The organism is Halovibrio sp. HP20-59, assembly GCF_033052795.2.
GTDB lineage: Bacteria > Pseudomonadota > Gammaproteobacteria > Pseudomonadales > Halomonadaceae > Vreelandella.
This window is the reverse complement of record NZ_JAWJUW020000026.1, coordinates 19,743-36,372: the sequence shown is the minus strand read 5'-3', so window position 1 is coordinate 36,372 and position 16,630 is coordinate 19,743. Positions and strand designations below refer to the sequence as shown.

Here is a 16,630-nt window from a genome sequence, read left to right as displayed (position 1 = left end):
AACAACATGCCGACCCATGCAGGCTCCTTCAACATTACACGCTGATTTTATTGAAAATATTCGTGGGGATCCCTCAGGTTTAAAGGAGGTGTTTATGCGTGATTCGGAAACACTTGGCTCACAGGACGCGGTGATCGCCGTGGATGTGCAGAGCGATTTTTGCCCTGGTGGGGCGCTGGGCGTCGAAGATGGTGATGCGGTGGTGCCGGTACTCAACGATTGGCTGGATAACGCCGCACGGCAGGGCGCACTATCCATCGCCTCCAGGGACTGGCATCCAGTAGCACACTGCTCATTTGAAGCCCAAGGCGGCCCCTGGCCTGATCACTGCCTTCAGGACACCGAGGGAGCTGCCTTTCATCCCGACCTGCGATTGCCGCCGGACACCGTTCGCGTTAGCAAGGGGACGGCATTTGATCGCGACGCCTACTCCGCTTTTGATGGCACCGGCCTTCAGGGTTTTCTTGAGAGCCGGGGTATCAAGCGCGTCTGGATTGGTGGGTTGGCCTGTGATGTTTGCGTTCGGGCCACTGTGTTGGACGCCTGCAAGCTCGGCTTTGAAACCCACTTGATCGCCGATGCCACCCGCGCGGTGAACCCGAATAAAGTTGGCGATGTAATAGACGAAATGCGCGAAGCCGGAGCGATCATCGAAGATGCCGTATAAACTGCAGGTTGAGCAGTAGCGCTCTGTTCAGCCTGAATGCCTGGTATTTGCCGCAGTATGGGAGAGCCTTCATCGGCGAGCGCTATGCAATGCGTGATATCTAGACGGAGGAGTTTATGAGCGACACGAGCAAAATCAGCGTGCAGTGCGTGGTGGGCGATATCGCCCAGCAGTCCGATGTAGACGCCGTCATTAATGCCGCCAATGCGCAATTGAGAACCGGCGGCGGCGTTGCTGGGGCGCTTCATCGCGCCGCTGGGCCCGGCCTAGCCAAAGAGGGGCAGTCAATGGCACCCATCAAGCCGGGCCAGGCGGTACTCACCGGCGGTCATAACCTGCCCAACCGCTGGGTGATTCATTGCCTGGGCCCGGTATACGGTGCCGACAAGCCGGAAGATCAATTACTGGCGGACTGTTACCGCAATGCACTGAAGCTGGCTGACGAGCACGGTATTGAGCGGTTGGCTTTCCCGGCACTGTCTACTGGCGCTTTTGGCTACCCGGCGGAAGAGGCTGCTCAAGTGTGTGCGGCAACCCTTGAAGCAATACTGCCGAGCTTGCATAAAGTGCGCCTGATCCGCTTTGTGATGTTCGACGAAGCGGCCCGGGATACGCTTCACCAAGCCCTGGCTCAACGCTTAACCATTGATCCAGCAGACTAGCTACCGTGTGCCAATTCCTCCATTGAGGCTTCAGTGGAGGTGGATCCGCAAATGGCTTTCTATAGCCTCAACACAATTTAATACTGGGTGTATACTTCAAGAGAAATGTAGGAGGTTATCTATGCAGGTGTCACTTAAACAGCTGGAACAGCAGGCTCTAAGCCTTAATGCTGAAGAAAGGGCAAAATTGGCAGAGGTAATGCTTGAATCATTGAATGCACCTCTTGCTGAAATTGAAGAGGCTTGGGCTCATGAAATCGAGCAGCGTGTTGCAGACTATGATCAGGGTGTTATTGAGGCTTACGCAGCGGAAGATGTTTTTGCTGAAGCCAGAAATATTGCCAAATAATGCGTGCAAAATTTATTGCGCCCGCGCGCCAAGAATTTCTCAAGGAAGTCGTCTACTACAATGAGCAGCAGCCAGGGCTCGGTGCAGCATTTGCATTAGATATTGAAGATGCAACTGCCAGAGCTTTGGAATTTCCAGAATCTGGATCTCCAGCTACAAAAAATACTAAACGAGTTTTCGCTAAAAAATTTCCATTTTCTGTCGTTTATCGGCCAGACAGTGAGGGCATTATTGTTTTCGCTGTTGCTCATCATTCTCGTCGTCCGGGGTATTGGGCGTCACGTGCATAAACGCTTTCACCTCGCGTATTCTCCAGCTCCTCAATCATCCTGCGCGCTGCATTAGAAAGCGTCCGGTTGGTATGCACTAAATATCCCAGCGGGCGGTAAATTGGTGGGGTGTCTACCTTAAGCTCCACCAGTTCGCTATCGATCAACTTTTCCGGCAGCAGGCTCCAGCCTAATCCTACGCTGCACATCATTTTTAGTGTTTCTAAGTAGTTGGTCGCCATGCTGGCGGGCAGCGTTAGACCTTCCTCGGCAAAGCGCTGGGCAATTAGCGAGCCGGTAAAGGTTTTGGCGCCAGGCATAACGCAGTTAAAATCGCATAAAGCGGAGAGTGATAGCGCCCCTTGGCGAGTACGAGCTTGGGTTGTTGCGTGAGAGGCGAGCGGGTGGTCAACCGCACAGGTAAAGCAGAGCCTGTCACGCCATAGTTCGACCACCTCTAACTGTTCATTAGGGTGGGGGGCGAGAGTTACTACGGCCATCTCCAGAGTGCCATCCAGCACCCCCTGATAAGCCTGCTCAGAATCCAGAAAGTGTAGGTCGAGTTCGACTTCTGGGTGGCGCTGAGTGTACTGCTTTAATAGCGGTGGTAAGCGGTGCAGGCCAATATGGTGGCTGGTGGCCAGAGTGAGCTTGCCGCCCACCTGGCCGGAAAGATTAGCTAGCGCCCGGCGGCTGTCCTCAACGGTAAATAAAATACGTCGCGCTTGGGGCAGCAGCACGTTACCCGCTTCAGTTAACGCAATACGTCGGCCGATGCGGTCAAACAGCCGTGCGCCTGCCTGAGACTCCAAGGTAGCGATGCGTTTGCTAACAGCGGGCTGGGTAAGGTGCAGTTGTTCCGCAGCGCGGGAGAAACTTTGTGAATCTGCCACGGCCAAAAAAGCTTGTAGACTTTGCGTATCCATTTATGAATCCTTGAAAAGGTATTCCTATTTGGAATCTAATCTATAAATAACATGAATTGCTTTTATGCGCGAGTCGCGTAACACTCTTGTTATCGCCATATAAGCAGCCCGCAGAGGCTGCCATACCGAACTAGCAGGGCACCGCCCAGGAGAGCCGCATGTCAGGTCAAACCCTTTACGACAAACTCTGGAATCAGCACTTGGTCAAGCAGCGCGATGACGGCACTGCGCTGATCTATATCGACCGCCAGCTGCTTCATGAAGTGACCTCGCCGCAAGCGTTTGAAGGCCTGCGTTTGGCAAATCGTAAGCCGTGGCGTTTGGATGCCAACTTGGCCACGCCCGACCATAACGTGCCGACGACGCTTAAAGAGCGCGCCGAGGGCAACAGCGGTATTAAAGACGCGGTGTCGTTGATTCAGGTGCAAACTCTGGACGACAACTGCCTTGAGTACGGTATCGAAGAGTTCAAAATTAACGACCCGCGCCAAGGTATCGTCCACGTGGTCGGCCCAGAGCAGGGCGCCACGCTGCCGGGTATGACCGTGGTGTGCGGCGACTCCCACACCGCCACCCACGGGGCCTTTGGTGCGTTGGCCCACGGTATCGGCACCTCGGAAGTCGAACATGTCATGGCGACCCAGTGCTTGCTGGCGCAAAAAATGAAGAACATGCAGGTACGTGTCGAAGGCGAGCTTGGCCTTGGCGTGACCTCTAAAGACGTCGTGTTGGCAATTATCGGCAAGATCGGCACCGCAGGCGGCACCGGTTATGCGATTGAGTTTGCCGGTAGTGCAATCGCCTCGCTCTCTATGGAAGGGCGTATGACGGTATGCAACATGGCCATTGAAGCGGGCGCACGGGTCGGTTTGATCGCGGTAGATGACACTACCATCGATTATTTGGCTAAACGGCCGTTCGCACCTACCGCTGAACAGTGGGAAGCCGCCGTAGCCGACTGGCGCAATCTGGTGTCTGACACTGATGCCGAGTTCGATAAAGTCGTTACTTTGCAGGCGGAAGAGATTGAGCCGCAGGTGAGCTGGGGGACCAGCCCGGAGATGGTCACCGGTATTTCTGGCCAAGTGCCCGACCCGCTGGCTGCGCTGGATGAAACCGTGCAGCGCAGCCACAGCCGTGCGCTGGAATATATGGGTCTTCACGCCAACCAGAAAATCACCGATATCAAGTTGGATAAGATTTTTATCGGCTCCTGCACCAACTCGCGGATTGAAGATCTGCGCGAAGCCGCCAAAGTCGTCAAGGGTAAGAAAGTGGCTGACTCGATCAAATTGGCGATGGTGGTGCCAGGTTCTGGCTTGGTGAAGCGCCAAGCTGAAGCGGAAGGCTTGGATAGTATCTTTATTGAAGCGGGTTTCGAGTGGCGCGAACCGGGCTGCTCCATGTGTTTGGCCATGAACGCGGATAAGCTGGGAGCCGGTGAGCACTGCGCCTCTACCTCTAACCGCAACTTCGAAGGGCGCCAGGGTTACGGCGGCCGAACACACTTGGTTAGCCCTGCCATGGCAGCAGCAGCGGCGATCGCCGGTCACTTTGTCGATGTTCGCACTCTGCCGGCCAACGACGCTACCCACGCTCAGGAGGCTTAGGCCATGAAAAAATTTGAACGTTTTGAAGGCTTGGTGGCCCCCCTTGATCGCGCCAACGTCGATACCGACTTGATTATCCCAAAGCAGTTCTTGAAATCGATCAAGCGCACCGGCTTCGGCGTTAACCTGTTTGACGAATTGCGTTATCTGGACGAAGGCCAGCCGGGGCAGGACTGTTCGCAGCGCCCGCTGAACCCTGATTTTGTGCTCAATCAGCCGCGTTACCAGGGGGCTGAAGTGCTACTGGCACGGCGCAACTTTGGCTGCGGCAGCTCTCGCGAGCACGCCCCCTGGGCGCTGGAAGATTTTGGCATTAAAGTGGTGATTGCACCCAGTTTTGCCGATATCTTCTACAATAATTCGTTCAAGAACGGCATTTTGCTGATTACCTTTTCAGAGGAAGTGGTCGATCGCCTGTTTGCCGAAGTGGAAGCCAGTGAAGGCTACCAGTTGGATGTGGATTTGGAGAATCAGCGAGTCATCACCCCCAGCGGCGAGATTTTAGAGTTTGACGTGGATGAGTTTCGTAAGCATTGCCTGCTGGAAGGGCTGGACGATATTGGCCTGACGCTAAAAGACGAAGACGCCATTCGTGCCTTTGAGCAGAAACATAAAGCCGCGCGCCCCTGGCTGTTTCGTCAGTCTGCTTAAGCCAGTCTCCAATCATTAAGTGCTAAGGAATTTGCATGTCTCATAAGGTTTTATTGCTGCCGGGTGACGGTATTGGCCCCGAGATTGCCGCCCAGGCGGCGCGCTTGTTGAAAGCGTGCCAAGAAGCGGGCTTGGAGATTGAAGTAGAAGAGGCGCTAGTGGGCGGCGCCGCCTATGATGTCCACGGCGACCCGCTGCCCGAGGAAACCCTGGAAAAAGCCAAAGCCTCAAGCGCCATCCTGCTCGGGGCGGTGGGTGGTCCTAAGTGGGACAAGATTGAAGACCTCTCCAAGCGGCCCGAAAAAGGCCTGCTGGGTCTGCGTAAGAATCTGGGCTTGTTCGGCAACCTGCGCCCGGCGATGCTCTACCCGCAGTTGGCCAGTGCCTCCAGCCTGAAGCCCGAGCTGGTTGCCGGGTTGGATATTATGATCGTTCGCGAGCTCACCGGCGGTATCTACTTTGGCCAACCCCGGGGCATTGAAGTGCGCAACGGCGAGCGGGTCGGCTTTAATACCTACGTTTATTCGGAAAGCGAGATTGAGCGCATTGGTCGCGTCGCGTTTGAAATGGCCCAGAAGCGTGGCAAGAAGCTCTGTTCAGTAGACAAAGCTAACGTGCTGGAAGTCACCATCTTGTGGCGTGAAGTGATGGAGCGTTTAGCGCCGGAATACCCTGATGTTGAGCTGTCTCACATGTACGTGGATAACGCCGCCATGCAGCTGGTGCGCGCACCCAAGCAGTTTGATGTGGTGGTCACCGGCAATATGTTTGGCGACATTCTCTCTGACGCAGCCGCCATGCTCACCGGCTCTATCGGTATGCTGCCTTCAGCATCGCTAAACGAAAGCGGGCAGGGCATGTACGAACCTTGCCACGGCAGCGCGCCGGATATCGCTGGTCAGAATGTGGCGAATCCTTTAGCAATGATGCTCTCTGTCGCCATGATGCTGCGTTACTCGTTGGGTGAAAATGCCATGGCCGAGCGCATCGAAGCCGCCGTTGGCAGCGTGTTAGATGATGGTCTTCGTACCGCGGATATCGCCTCAGAAGGAATGCAAACCATTGGCACCGATGCCATGGGCGATGCGGTATTGGCGGCGTTTACTAAACAGTAGGGTGGTAGCCGCTGTGCGGTTTTAAAATCACCGTCAAGAATCGTGTATAATGCAAGTATTCATTCTTTGCAGGAGGACTTTATATGTTGAAAGTCGGTTTCGTGGGATGGCGCGGCATGGTCGGCTCAGTGCTGATGCAGCGCATGCAGGAAGAGGGTGATTTTAACGGTATTGAGCCGGTATTCTTCACCACTTCCCAGGTTGGCCAGCCTGGCCCCGACATCGGTGTGGACGTACCTCCGCTGAAAGACGCCTTTGATATTGAAGCGCTCAAAGCATTAGATGTTGTCGTCACCTGTCAAGGCGGTGACTACACCAAGCCGGTCTATAAAGATCTTCGCAGCGCAGGTTGGAACGGCTACTGGATTGACGCCGCCAGTACTCTGCGCATGGAAGATGAAGCGACTATCGTGCTGGATCCGGTCAACCGTAAGGTCATCGACGACCAGCTAGCCAAAGGCGCTAAAACGTTTGTGGGCGGTAACTGCACTGTGAGCCTGATGCTGATGGGCTTGGGCGGTCTGTTTGAAGCCGATATGATCGAGTGGATGACCTCCATGACCTATCAGGCGGCTTCTGGTTCGGGTGCCAAGCACATGCGCGAACTGCTCAACCAAATGGGCACACTGCGCGATAGCGTTGGCGAAGAGCTAAAAGACACGTCAAGCGCAATTCTGGATATCGATCGCAAGGTAACGGCTGCCATGCGCAGCGGCGACTTCCCGACCGATAACTTTGGCGCGCCGCTGGCAGGCAGCCTGCTGCCGTGGATCGACACCAAGCTGGATAACGGCCAAAGCCGTGAAGAGTGGAAGGGCAGCGTTGAGACCAATAAAATTCTTGGCCTCGGCAATAACCCGGTCCCCATCGACGGCCTGTGTGTTCGTATCGGCGCGATGCGCTCGCACAGCCAAGCGTTCACTATCAAGCTCAAGCACGATGTGCCACTGGATGAGATCGAAGATCGCATCGCCAAGCACAACGAGTGGGTCCAGCTGATTCCTAACGATAAAGACGCCACCATTGCTGGTCTAACGCCTGCTGCTGCCACCGGCACGCTGCAAGTGCCGGTTGGCCGCTTGCGTAAGCTGCAAATGGGCGGTGAATACCTGTCAGCGTTCAGTGTGGGTGACCAGCTGCTGTGGGGCGCCGCAGAGCCGCTGAAGCGCATGCTGAAGATTCTGCGCGAACAGTAAATACTCCTCAGTAAGTCGATAAAAAGCGGGAAGCTGATCACAGCTTCCCGCTTTTTTTATGCGTTTAATCACGACAGTAGTGGGAAAATTGGCGTTATTTCGTTACGTTATGATTAAAAAGACGTAATACGATAGACTTGCATTGTTAGTTGTAACGTTTAGTAGGCACTTAGGGAGCATTCATGAAAAACATACTGACATGGGTTGTATGGCTCTCATTGAGTGCTGTAAGCCACGTCGCCTTGGCTGTGGAGCTGGGGTCGGCGAGTGTCAGCTCGTTTCTGAATGCACCGCTAAATGCCACCATACCCGTGTTGGAAAGTGGTGATTACGCTCGCAATGCTATCCGTGTTCGTGTTGCGGAACAGCCCGCTTTTGCTGCACAAGGGGTTGAGTGGACCTCGATAGCGGCGAGTGTTACCGCAGAGATTCAAGAGCAGCAAGGCCGCCGCTTGGTTCGCTTACGGTCAGAACAGCCGATGGACGAGCCTTGGCTGGAGCTATTATTAACTCTTGAATATCCCGACGGCCAGGCATCTAAAGCCGTCACTCTGCTATTTGATCCCGAGAGCTATTCCCAGAACAGTGCTCAAAACCGTTCTCAGGGTCAAGCCGGGAGCGCTACCTCAGCTGCAACCACTAAGGCCCCTTCTGCGACAACGTCGCCGCCAGTCAGAAATGCCAATGAGAGCAGTGCAAACAGCGCCTACGTGAGCAGCGGCGATACGCTGTGGGGCGTTGCCGAGCGCGTTAAACCCGCTGAAGCCAGCGTGCAGCAAACGATGGTGGCGCTCTTGGAAGCTAATCCGGCGGCCTTTCCGACGGGAAATATTCACGGAGTGAGGGCAGGTCAAACGCTGCGCATACCGGACACTGAACGCATTCTGGCACGCTCACACCGCGACGCCGATGCGGCCATTCAAGCAATGAATGAAGCCTGGCGTGCACGCCGTAACGGGCCGCTTCGGTCGGTACCGCTTCCTGTTGTTGAAGCCGCCCCCGTTTCGGAAGCATCAATCGCTACCGCTCAGGCCCTGCAAGCGGGCGCAACTCAAGCGAATAGCGCGCTAGCAGCAGGCGGTTTGGAATCGGTCGTGCCGGAGCCGGATGGTACAGAAACAGTCGATCAAGCCGCGGTTGAAGAAGAAACCAACGAGCCTGAAGCGTTAACCCGAGCGGAACTGACCGATCAGCTGCGTTTAAGCCAAGCGACGCTTCAGCAGGTTCTCGAAGAGCGTGAGTTGATGCGTGCAGAACTTAACGAACTGCGTGGCGAAGTCGCCTCGTTGACTGAGTCGCTAAGTGATGCGCTGGCTGCTCAAGCGCAATCTACAGAGCCACTCGCTGCCCGTATGCAAGAAAGCGATGGCCCGAGTGTGGGCGGCTTCATCGCTCGCTACCAGTGGCCGCTAGCGTTAATAGCCATCGGCCTGCTAATCGCGTTGCTGATATGGCTGCGCAGGCGCCGTGAAGAGACGTGGGAGAACGTTTCGTTTGCTGAGCCAGTGGTAAAACCAACGGCGGCGCCTGGCCCAGCACCTAGAGCAGAATTTACGTCAGAACCCATGCCAGAATCTACGCCTACGCCAGAAACTATGCCAGAAGCTATGCAGGAGGCTGTTCCTGTTAGTTATCCGGCAGCTGACAAATCGCATGATGACATTGGGCAAGGGGCAATGTCTGGCGGCGAGCCAGAAACCGAACCTACTGCTCCTGCAGATACTTCCAGCCGTGATGATGAATCGTCAATAGACCCCGATCAGTGGCTGCTTGATGAGTACGCGCAGAACAGGCCGCAACAAGAAGACAACCTTCGCTATGAAAATAGCCAGGCAGCAGGGCTTGCTGAGCCGGAGCCTCGGCGAAGGTTGGCATTGTGCTTGGTTGCCGTTGAGCAATCGGCAAAGGTGTCGTTAGCGCCTTCTCCAAGCGTTGGCTTGATGCGCCAAAGGCTCGCTGACCTCGGTGCTGATTTTTCGGCGGAATCTGCCGTTCACGTGCAGGCAACAGCGCGTCATCTGGAAACACCTGAGGTTACGGGGCATCGTTTTATTGATTATCACCCACCTACCCTAAACAGTGCTTCAGGCCGCCACGATAGCCAAAGTGCCGACACCCTGATGCAGCCAACGGTCGAGTTTCAGACAACTCCATCAGCGCCCGCCCCAACACCGCATCGACCGATTGAAGATGAGTGGGAAATCGAAGAGGTGGCATTCAAGCCGCGAGCCCTGGATAATGGTAGTCCTTCAAAATCCTCAAAATGATGTGCCTTGATGACGCTGTTCTATCACTTCGATGAGAAAATCCCGCTGACGGGTCGCATAGCAATGGGGGTCGAGTACGACGGTACCCATTACTGCGGCTTTCAGCGCCTGAAACATGCGGCATCGGTACAGGCCTCGCTGGAGGCTGCGCTAGCGAAGGTGGCCAACGCGCCTATCCGAGTTCACGCTAGTGGGCGTACCGACTCCGGTGTGCATGCAACCCGGCAAATAGTGCATTTCGACCCGCCGGTGGGGCGTTCTGAAAAAGCCTGGATATTCGGCGTTAATACCCATTTACCCCGCGATATGGCCGTGCGCTGGGTCAAACCGGTGAGTGATGACTTTCATTCACGCTTATGCGCGCTGGGCCGTCGTTATCGCTATGTGTTGCTGAACCAGATAAGCCGCCCGGTGTTAGAACGGGCGAATGTCACCTGGTGTCGTGATCCACTTGATGCGGATGCCATGCACCGCGCCGCCCAGGCGCTGGTAGGAGAGCACGATTTTTCCAGCTTCCGTGCTGCAGGTTGTCAATCCAAAACCCCCTGGCGGCACATGCACTTTGTTGACGTAAAGCGCTACGGTCAACTGGTGATGATCGACATTCAAGGCAATGCGTTTTTGCACCATATGATTCGTAATATCGCCGGTGCGCTGGTGAGTGTTGGCCGAGGTGCCCAAACTGAAAGCTATATCGCGGAACTGCTAGCGCTGAAAAATCGTCGTAAAGGGGATATTACTGCGCCTGCCTGCGGGTTACATTTTGTCGATTCGGTTTATGATGAACGTTTTGATCTACCTCAAGAGCCCGTAGGACCGCAGCTACTCGCGTTTACAGGCGAATGGACGGGTGAGCGCGAATTGCCCGACACCCCGCGTGTGGCCTACCGCCGCAACCGCTCGCTTGCCAATCCAGCGTTTAATCCTGAGTAGGAGGCGTCGCTATGAATGAGTTGCCGCAAACCCGTACCCGTATAAAATTCTGTGGCTTTACCCGCAGTGAGGATGTTGATCGTGCAGTCGCATTGGGCGTTGACGCCCTGGGTTTCGTTATGTGGCCAAAGAGTGCGCGTAGCTTGGATGTAGAGCAGTTGGCAGCACTGTCAGCCCGCGTGCCAGCGTTTGTGACCCGCGTCGGGCTGTTTGTTGATCAGTCTGCCGAGCTTATTGAGCGCTGTTTGCCCTATCTGGATATGCTTCAGTTCCACGGCAATGAAACGCCTGACGACTGTCAGCGTTTTTCGCTACCTTGGATGAAGGCGCTGCGCATGCGCGATGAGGTTGATCTAGCCCACGAGGCTGAGCGCTATCATCAGGCCCAGGCTCTGTTGTTAGACGCCTATCGGCCGGGAACGCCGGGCGGCACAGGGGAAACCTTTGATTGGACGAGAATCCCCGCAAATCTTGCAAAACCTGTTATCCTCGCCGGTGGGTTGAGTGCTGATAATATCGCCGACGCCGTGCGTCATGTGGCGCCTTATGCAGTGGATGTATCCGGCGGTATTGAAGTCTCCCACGGCTGTAAAGATGCTGACAAAATGGCGTCTTTCGTGCGTTATGTAGCATTAGCTGACGCCTGTTAGGGCGTTCGCCACATAAGTTTAAGTGTATATAGGTATATACGTTGCTTATGAGGATTTTTTCAATCTACGTTTTACGTTGATTCATTTATTGTTTGCCTGTTCTGGCGATCTTGTGAGGTATCCCTGTGACTGTTTCTGCGACGCCTGCACCAAAAACCAAGTTCAGTGAACTGACTCAAATGCCGGATGCCCGTGGTCATTTTGGCCCTTACGGTGGCCGGTTCGTGTCGGAGACCCTAAGCTTCGCGTTGGAAGAGTTGGAGAAAACGTACTTAAGCCTGCGTGATGACCCCGACTTCCAGGCCGAGTTTGACTACGATCTTGCCCACTTCGTGGGGCGCCCGTCACCGCTGTATCACGCCAAGCGCTGGTCGGAAAGTCTCGGGGGCGCACAGATTTGGTTAAAGCGGGAAGACCTGAATCATACCGGTGCTCATAAGGTAAACAACACCATTGGCCAGGCACTGTTAGCCAAAAAAACCGGTAAGCCGCGAATTATTGCTGAAACCGGAGCGGGCCAGCATGGCGTCGCCTCGGCGACCGTGGCCGCCCGCCTAGGACTTGAGTGCGATGTCTATATGGGGGCTGCTGACGTTGAGCGCCAGAAGCTCAATGTCTACCGTATGCGCTTGCTGGGTGCCCGGGTGATTCCCGTTGAGTCCGGCACCCGCACTCTTAAAGACGCCATGAACGAAGCCCTGCGTGACTGGGTCACCAACGTTGATAACACTTTCTATATCATCGGTACCGTCGCGGGCCCGCACCCCTATCCGCTGCTGGTGCGCGATTTTAACGCGGTGGTGGGGCGCGAGGCGCGTCGCCAATCGCTTGAGCAAATAGGTCGCTTGCCCGATGCGCTGATTGCCTGCGTAGGCGGTGGCTCAAATGCCTTGGGGTTGTTCTATCCGTTTGTTGAAGATGACGACGTTGCTATGTATGGCGTTGAAGCCGGGGGTGACGGTGTGGAGACCGGCCGCCACGCGGCACCGCTCTCTTCTAACGCGCCGCGCGGCGTGCTTCATGGCAACCGTACCTACTTAATGTCAGATGAAGCCGGTCAAGTGTCTGATACGCATTCTATTTCAGCGGGCTTAGACTACCCGGGCGTAGGCCCCGAACATGCCCTATGGAAAGATGTGGGGCGCGTTGAGTATGTGGCGGCTAACGATAAAGAAGTGCTGGAAGCCTTCCGTGAGTTGACTCACATGGAGGGCATTATGCCCGCCCTTGAGACAGCCCACGCGCTGGCCCATGCCAAGGTGCTGGCGCCGACGATGCGTACTGACCAACATATTGTGGTCAACCTTTCTGGGCGTGGTGATAAAGACATCATGACAGTGGCTAAGATTGATGGCATCGAATTTTAAGGGCAGCTTTTCTAAGGGCAAGCATGAACCGTATTGATCGGCGTTTCAGTGAACTTAAACAGCAGGGTCGCAAGGCCCTGATACCATTCATCACCGCAGGGGACCCGGCACCGCAGTACACCGTAGGCTTTATGCACGCACTGGTAGAAGCCGGTGCAGATGTGATTGAACTGGGTGTGCCTTTTTCCGACCCTATGGCCGATGGCCCGGTGATACAAAAAGCCTGCGAGCGGGCGTTAAAACAGGGCACCCGGTTGGTTGACCTGATGCAAATGGTTAAAGAGTTTCGCCAATCCGATACCACCACGCCCGTAGTGCTGATGGGTTACTTAAACCCGATTGAGCGGATTGGCTACGAGAACTTTGCCGATCAAGCGGCGAGTGTCGGCGTCGACGGCGTGCTAATTGTGGATATGCCGCCGGAAGAAGCCGAAGAAATCGGGCCGCTGCTGAAATCACGCGGTTTAGCGGCAATTTTTCTCGTTGCGCCTACCACTTCTCACCAGCGTGCCGCTACAATATGCGCTCATGGTGAAGGATACCTGTATTATGTTTCGCTGAAAGGCGTGACTGGCGCCGCTACTTTAAACGCTGACGATGTTGCTGAGCATTTAGCGCCGCTGCGTGAAATGACTGATTTGCCGCTGTGCGTGGGGTTTGGTATTCGAGATGGCGTGACAGCGGCAGAAGTGGCTAAAGTGGCCGATGGTGTGATTGTGGGCAGTGCCTTGGTTAACCGTATCGCCGAGAGCGTCGATGCCCCGGAAACCATCCCAGGCCAACTGAAAAGTGTATTAGCAGAAATGCGCTCGGCGATGGATGCTTAAAGCAGAACGCTTTACCGCCTATTGATTAAATTGACGACACTCATCACGCCTGGTTTTGCCAGGCATTGACGTATAACGGAAGCCTTTTTGATATGAGCTGGTTAGACAAGATCGTGCCCTCCATGGGTCGTATCCAGCGTAAAGACCGTCGTGCCAGCGTGCCCGACGGTCTCTGGCGTAAATGTCCCAAGTGCGAAGCGGTTCTCTATCTCCCTGAGTTAGAGAAACACAACAGCGTCTGTCCTAAGTGCGATCACCACCTGCGCTTGACGGCGAGAAAACGCTTGGACTGGTTCCTGGATAAAGCCGAACGCCAAGAGATTGCGGCAGACATTGAGCCCAATGACCGCCTTAAGTTCCGCGATTCCAAAAAGTACAAAGACCGGCTGACCGCGGCGCAAAAAGATACCGGCGAGAAAGATGCGCTGGTGGCTATGCGCGGTGAGTTGGATGGCCTGCCGGTAGTTGCCGTTGCCTTTGAGTTCACCTTTATGGGCGGCTCGATGGGGGCTGTCGTTGGTGAAAAATTTGTTCGTGCCGCAACGCTGGCGCTGGAAGAAAACATTCCGCTGGTGTGCTTTGCTGCCTCGGGTGGGGCGCGAATGCAAGAAGCGCTCTTCTCGCTGATGCAAATGGCAAAGACATCTGCCTCGCTCGAAAAGCTTAAGCAAGCGGGCGTGCCGTATATTTCGGTGCTCACTGACCCAGTATTTGGTGGAGTGTCTGCTTCGCTCGCTATGTTGGGTGATTTAAATATTGCCGAGCCCAATGCCCTGATTGGTTTTGCTGGCCCACGGGTTATCGAGCAAACGGTTCGTGAAACACTGCCCGAAGGTTTTCAGCGTAGCGAGTTTTTACTCGAACATGGCACTATCGATATGATCGTTCACCGCCATGAAATGCGCGCGCGCATCGGCGGTGTTTTGCGCAAGTTAACCCATCACGATGCTTCACCGCCTGCAAACGCAACGACGGCTGAAGAGTCAGCTATTGCTGAGCCGGTCACCGAAGACGCTGCATTAGCGGACGCCACTGACACCACTTTTTATAAAGTGGGTACAGCTAAGAGTGACGCCCCCGCCGCTAAGAGTGACGACGATTCACGCAATGCCTGATTCTGTGCAGCCGGATTTTCGACAGCCATCGTCTCGAAGGCCATTTTCTTTACAGCAATGGCTCGAGTATTTGGAAACGTTGCACCCGGTAGGGATTGATATGGGCCTAGCGCGTGTTGCGCAAGTGGCTAGGCGTATGGGGTTGCTTTCACGTCCTATTGCCCCCTGTGTGATTACCGTGGCAGGCACTAATGGCAAGGGGTCAACCCTTGCCATGATTGATAGCGTTGCCCGCGCCCACGGGCAACGAGTGGGCACTTATACGTCTCCCCATTTATTGCGTTACAACGAGCGGGTCAATATTAACGGCCTAGAGGCTGACGACCAGCTGCTCGTGCAGGGCTTTGAGCTTGTCGAGCGCGTGCGTTTGCAAGACCCTGAAATAAGCCTGACCTACTTTGAAGCAGGTACGCTGTGCGGGCTTTGGTGTTTGGCCAATGCTGAGTTAGACATGGTGGTGCTCGAAGTAGGCCTGGGTGGTCGGCTGGATGCGGTCAATATTATTGATGCGGATGTGGCTATCGTGACCACCATTGCCCAGGATCACGCTAACTTCCTGGGTACTGACCTGGCCCAAATAGGGCGTGAAAAGGCCGGTATTTTTCGCGCTGAGCGCCCCGCAGTGCTGGGCAGCCAAACGTTGCCCGCTAGCGTCGCCGAACAGGCGCAACTATTGGCGTCCCCTACGTTCAGCTTAGGTCAACATTTTGACCATTCTTCTTCATCTGATAAACCTGAACAATGGCGCTGGCAGGGGCAAAATGCCGATGGTGAGGTGATTGCCATAGATGGCCTTCCCGATCCAGCGCTACCCGTTGATAACGCAGCTACCGCTCTGCAGGCACTGGCACTGACTGGGCTTACACTGAACAAAGCACAGGTGTGCCAAGCGTTGAGCACAGTGCGGCTAGCGGGTCGCCTGCAGTGGAGGGGGCCATGGTGCTTGGATGTAGGGCATAATCCCCATGCCGCCCAGTACGTTGCCCAACATTTGCCGGCGCCCCCCCAAGGGGGTCGGCAATGGTGTCTAATCGGCATGTTGAATGATAAAGATAGTGACGGTGTCATACAGGCGTTGGCGGCGCGTATCAGTGATTGGGTGTGCGTCACACTACCAGGCGAACGTGGCTACCCGGCGGAAGCGTTATGTCAGCGCGTGGTTGCCCAAGGAGGGCGGGTTCACTTTTGTGCTGACACGCCGCAAGCAGGTGTTGATTGGCTTGCCAACGTGTTAACGCCCAATGACCGTGTTTTGGCCACCGGGTCGTTCTTTACAGTAGCGGCGCTGTTAGCTCGACCACTGCCAGCGGGCGCTTTGCCGCTTGATGGAGACGGAAATGAAATACGGTAAAACGGAACGCATTAGCGGTATTGTGATTTTACTCGCGCTTCTAGCGATTTTTGTGCCATGGCTAATGAGCGACCCAGCGCCAAGGGAAGAGCGCCCGCAGCCCAGTTTTGTGATTGAGCAGCCCATTGAGGTAGAGCGTCGTGACGTGCCAGCGCCTGAAAGGCCAGCAACGGTTAGCGAGCCGTCGTTACCGACGATACCACCAGACGAAACGGGTGAAGATCAAGCCCCCATTGATGCGACGCCGCGGTTACCGCAAACCGATCCAGCCGACGATGCCAATGCTTCAACTTCCAGCGCCGAAACGGCTAACACCAGCGAACCCGACGGGGGGCCAGCCACACCCGATAGCGACCCTATTGCTGATTTAATTGCCCGCAATAGCGGCAGTGCTGGCAGTTCGTCGCAACGTCAAAATGCATCTAACCCCGCGTCTAGCGCGCAAGGAGAGTGGGCGGTGCAAGTTGGCAGCTTTGGCGAAGCCGGTAACGCGCAGCGCCTTAGCCAACAGCTTTCGGAAGCGGGTTTTACTGTTTATCAGCGTGAACGCGGTAACAATATGACCACCGTCTTTGTTGGCCCTTATGCCACTTCCGAACAAGGGGAGTCCGCCATGGCGTCGATTAAAGAGCGGGCCAATGTGCAGGGCCTACTTGTTCGGGTAAGAGATTAACC

Annotated in this window: 17 protein-coding genes; 16 read left to right on the top strand and 1 reads right to left on the bottom strand. The window is 55.2% G+C overall.

Annotation, left to right across the window (positions count from 1 at the left end; genetic code table 11):
• The 4 genes from RZA33_RS18315 to RZA33_RS18300 all read left to right on the top strand — a co-directional run.
• Positions 1–667: nicotinamidase (locus RZA33_RS18315; protein ID WP_317509156.1), on the top strand; the 667-nt coding region annotated here is incomplete at its 5' end.
• A gap of 116 nt (positions 668–783) precedes the next feature.
• Complete coding sequence (locus RZA33_RS18310; RefSeq protein ID WP_317509155.1) at positions 784–1,329, top strand: macro domain-containing protein; 546 nt, start codon at positions 784–786, stop codon at positions 1,327–1,329.
• A gap of 121 nt (positions 1,330–1,450) precedes the next feature.
• Entirely contained in the window at positions 1,451–1,678 is a 228-nt protein-coding gene (locus RZA33_RS18305) for an addiction module protein (protein WP_317509154.1), read from the top strand.
• Positions 1,678–1,968, top strand: coding sequence for a type II toxin-antitoxin system RelE/ParE family toxin (locus tag RZA33_RS18300; RefSeq protein ID WP_317509153.1), 291 nt, complete (start codon positions 1,678–1,680; stop codon positions 1,966–1,968). The genes RZA33_RS18305 and RZA33_RS18300 overlap by 1 nt, the downstream gene beginning before the upstream one ends.
• On the opposite strand, the gene RZA33_RS18295 is transcribed toward RZA33_RS18300, so the two are convergent.
• On the bottom strand, positions 1,929–2,873 hold the full coding sequence (locus tag RZA33_RS18295) for a LysR family transcriptional regulator (protein ID WP_317509152.1): 945 nt from the start codon (positions 2,871–2,873) through the stop codon (positions 1,929–1,931). The two genes, RZA33_RS18300 and RZA33_RS18295, sit on opposite strands and share 40 nt — an antisense overlap.
• A 158-nt stretch (positions 2,874–3,031) precedes the next feature.
• On the opposite strand from RZA33_RS18295, the gene leuC reads away from it, so the two are divergent.
• The 12 genes from leuC (at position 3,032) to RZA33_RS18235 (ending at position 16,628) form a co-directional block, all read left to right on the top strand.
• Positions 3,032–4,483: a 3-isopropylmalate dehydratase large subunit gene (gene leuC, locus RZA33_RS18290; protein ID WP_317509151.1), complete on the top strand. Its 1,452-nt coding sequence runs from the start codon at positions 3,032–3,034 to the stop codon at positions 4,481–4,483.
• A 3-nt stretch (positions 4,484–4,486) separates the two neighbouring features.
• Positions 4,487–5,134: a 3-isopropylmalate dehydratase small subunit gene (gene leuD / locus RZA33_RS18285; protein WP_317509150.1), complete on the top strand. Its 648-nt coding sequence runs from the start codon at positions 4,487–4,489 to the stop codon at positions 5,132–5,134.
• 35 nt (positions 5,135–5,169) lie between these two features.
• Positions 5,170–6,249 carry a 3-isopropylmalate dehydrogenase gene (leuB, locus tag RZA33_RS18280; RefSeq protein WP_317509149.1) on the top strand — a complete coding sequence of 360 codons (1,080 nt, stop codon included), beginning with the start codon at positions 5,170–5,172 and terminating at the stop codon, positions 6,247–6,249.
• 83 nt (positions 6,250–6,332) lie between these two features.
• Positions 6,333–7,445, top strand: a complete 1,113-nt coding sequence (gene asd, locus RZA33_RS18275) for an aspartate-semialdehyde dehydrogenase (RefSeq protein WP_317509148.1) — start codon at positions 6,333–6,335, stop codon at positions 7,443–7,445.
• Positions 7,446–7,627: 182 nt separating this feature from the next.
• The gene (locus RZA33_RS18270) at positions 7,628–9,712 is read left to right on the top strand and encodes a FimV/HubP family polar landmark protein (RefSeq protein WP_317509147.1); all 2,085 of its coding nucleotides are present in this window, start codon (positions 7,628–7,630) and stop codon (positions 9,710–9,712) included.
• Positions 9,713–9,721: 9 nt separating this feature from the next.
• The gene (gene truA / locus RZA33_RS18265; protein WP_317509146.1) at positions 9,722–10,645 is read left to right on the top strand and encodes a tRNA pseudouridine(38-40) synthase TruA; all 924 of its coding nucleotides are present in this window, start codon (positions 9,722–9,724) and stop codon (positions 10,643–10,645) included.
• Between the two features lie 11 nt (positions 10,646–10,656).
• Positions 10,657–11,295 (top strand): phosphoribosylanthranilate isomerase, encoded by a 639-nt coding sequence (locus RZA33_RS18260; RefSeq protein ID WP_317509145.1) that lies wholly within the window; start codon positions 10,657–10,659, stop codon positions 11,293–11,295.
• A gap of 179 nt (positions 11,296–11,474) precedes the next feature.
• Entirely contained in the window at positions 11,475–12,662 is a 1,188-nt protein-coding gene (gene trpB / locus RZA33_RS18255) for a tryptophan synthase subunit beta (RefSeq protein WP_317509157.1), read from the top strand.
• A gap of 23 nt (positions 12,663–12,685) precedes the next feature.
• On the top strand, positions 12,686–13,489 hold the full coding sequence (gene trpA / locus RZA33_RS18250; protein ID WP_317509144.1) for a tryptophan synthase subunit alpha: 804 nt from the start codon (positions 12,686–12,688) through the stop codon (positions 13,487–13,489).
• A gap of 92 nt (positions 13,490–13,581) precedes the next feature.
• Positions 13,582–14,604: an acetyl-CoA carboxylase, carboxyltransferase subunit beta gene (gene accD, locus RZA33_RS18245; RefSeq protein WP_317509143.1), complete on the top strand. Its 1,023-nt coding sequence runs from the start codon at positions 13,582–13,584 to the stop codon at positions 14,602–14,604.
• Positions 14,597–15,955, top strand: coding sequence for a bifunctional tetrahydrofolate synthase/dihydrofolate synthase (gene folC, locus RZA33_RS18240; RefSeq protein WP_317509142.1), 1,359 nt, complete (start codon positions 14,597–14,599; stop codon positions 15,953–15,955). Before accD ends, folC begins: the two co-directional genes overlap by 8 nt.
• Positions 15,942–16,628, top strand: coding sequence for an SPOR domain-containing protein (locus RZA33_RS18235; protein ID WP_317509141.1), 687 nt, complete (start codon positions 15,942–15,944; stop codon positions 16,626–16,628). The genes folC and RZA33_RS18235 overlap by 14 nt, the downstream gene beginning before the upstream one ends.
• The last annotated feature ends 2 nt before the right edge of the window (positions 16,629–16,630 follow it).

Excerpts from the sequence above, each read along its gene's own strand:
- RZA33_RS18310 (WP_317509155.1), top strand. The coding sequence starts at position 784 with ATGAGCGACACGAGCAAAATCAGCGTGCAGTGCGTGGTGGGCGATATC.
- RZA33_RS18305 (WP_317509154.1), top strand. The coding sequence starts at position 1,451 with ATGCAGGTGTCACTTAAACAGCTGGAACAGCAGGCTCTAAGCCTTAAT.
- RZA33_RS18300 (WP_317509153.1), top strand. The coding sequence starts at position 1,678 with ATGCGTGCAAAATTTATTGCGCCCGCGCGCCAAGAATTTCTCAAGGAA.
- RZA33_RS18295 (WP_317509152.1), bottom strand. The coding sequence starts at position 2,873 with ATGGATACGCAAAGTCTACAAGCTTTTTTGGCCGTGGCAGATTCACAA.
- leuC (WP_317509151.1), top strand. The coding sequence starts at position 3,032 with ATGTCAGGTCAAACCCTTTACGACAAACTCTGGAATCAGCACTTGGTC.
- leuD (WP_317509150.1), top strand. The coding sequence starts at position 4,487 with ATGAAAAAATTTGAACGTTTTGAAGGCTTGGTGGCCCCCCTTGATCGC.
- leuB (WP_317509149.1), top strand. The coding sequence starts at position 5,170 with ATGTCTCATAAGGTTTTATTGCTGCCGGGTGACGGTATTGGCCCCGAG.
- asd (WP_317509148.1), top strand. The coding sequence starts at position 6,333 with ATGTTGAAAGTCGGTTTCGTGGGATGGCGCGGCATGGTCGGCTCAGTG.
- RZA33_RS18270 (WP_317509147.1), top strand. The coding sequence starts at position 7,628 with ATGAAAAACATACTGACATGGGTTGTATGGCTCTCATTGAGTGCTGTA.
- truA (WP_317509146.1), top strand. The coding sequence starts at position 9,722 with ATGACGCTGTTCTATCACTTCGATGAGAAAATCCCGCTGACGGGTCGC.
- RZA33_RS18260 (WP_317509145.1), top strand. The coding sequence starts at position 10,657 with ATGAATGAGTTGCCGCAAACCCGTACCCGTATAAAATTCTGTGGCTTT.
- trpB (WP_317509157.1), top strand. The coding sequence starts at position 11,475 with ATGCCGGATGCCCGTGGTCATTTTGGCCCTTACGGTGGCCGGTTCGTG.
- trpA (WP_317509144.1), top strand. The coding sequence starts at position 12,686 with ATGAACCGTATTGATCGGCGTTTCAGTGAACTTAAACAGCAGGGTCGC.
- accD (WP_317509143.1), top strand. The coding sequence starts at position 13,582 with ATGAGCTGGTTAGACAAGATCGTGCCCTCCATGGGTCGTATCCAGCGT.
- folC (WP_317509142.1), top strand. The coding sequence starts at position 14,597 with ATGCCTGATTCTGTGCAGCCGGATTTTCGACAGCCATCGTCTCGAAGG.
- RZA33_RS18235 (WP_317509141.1), top strand. The coding sequence starts at position 15,942 with ATGAAATACGGTAAAACGGAACGCATTAGCGGTATTGTGATTTTACTC.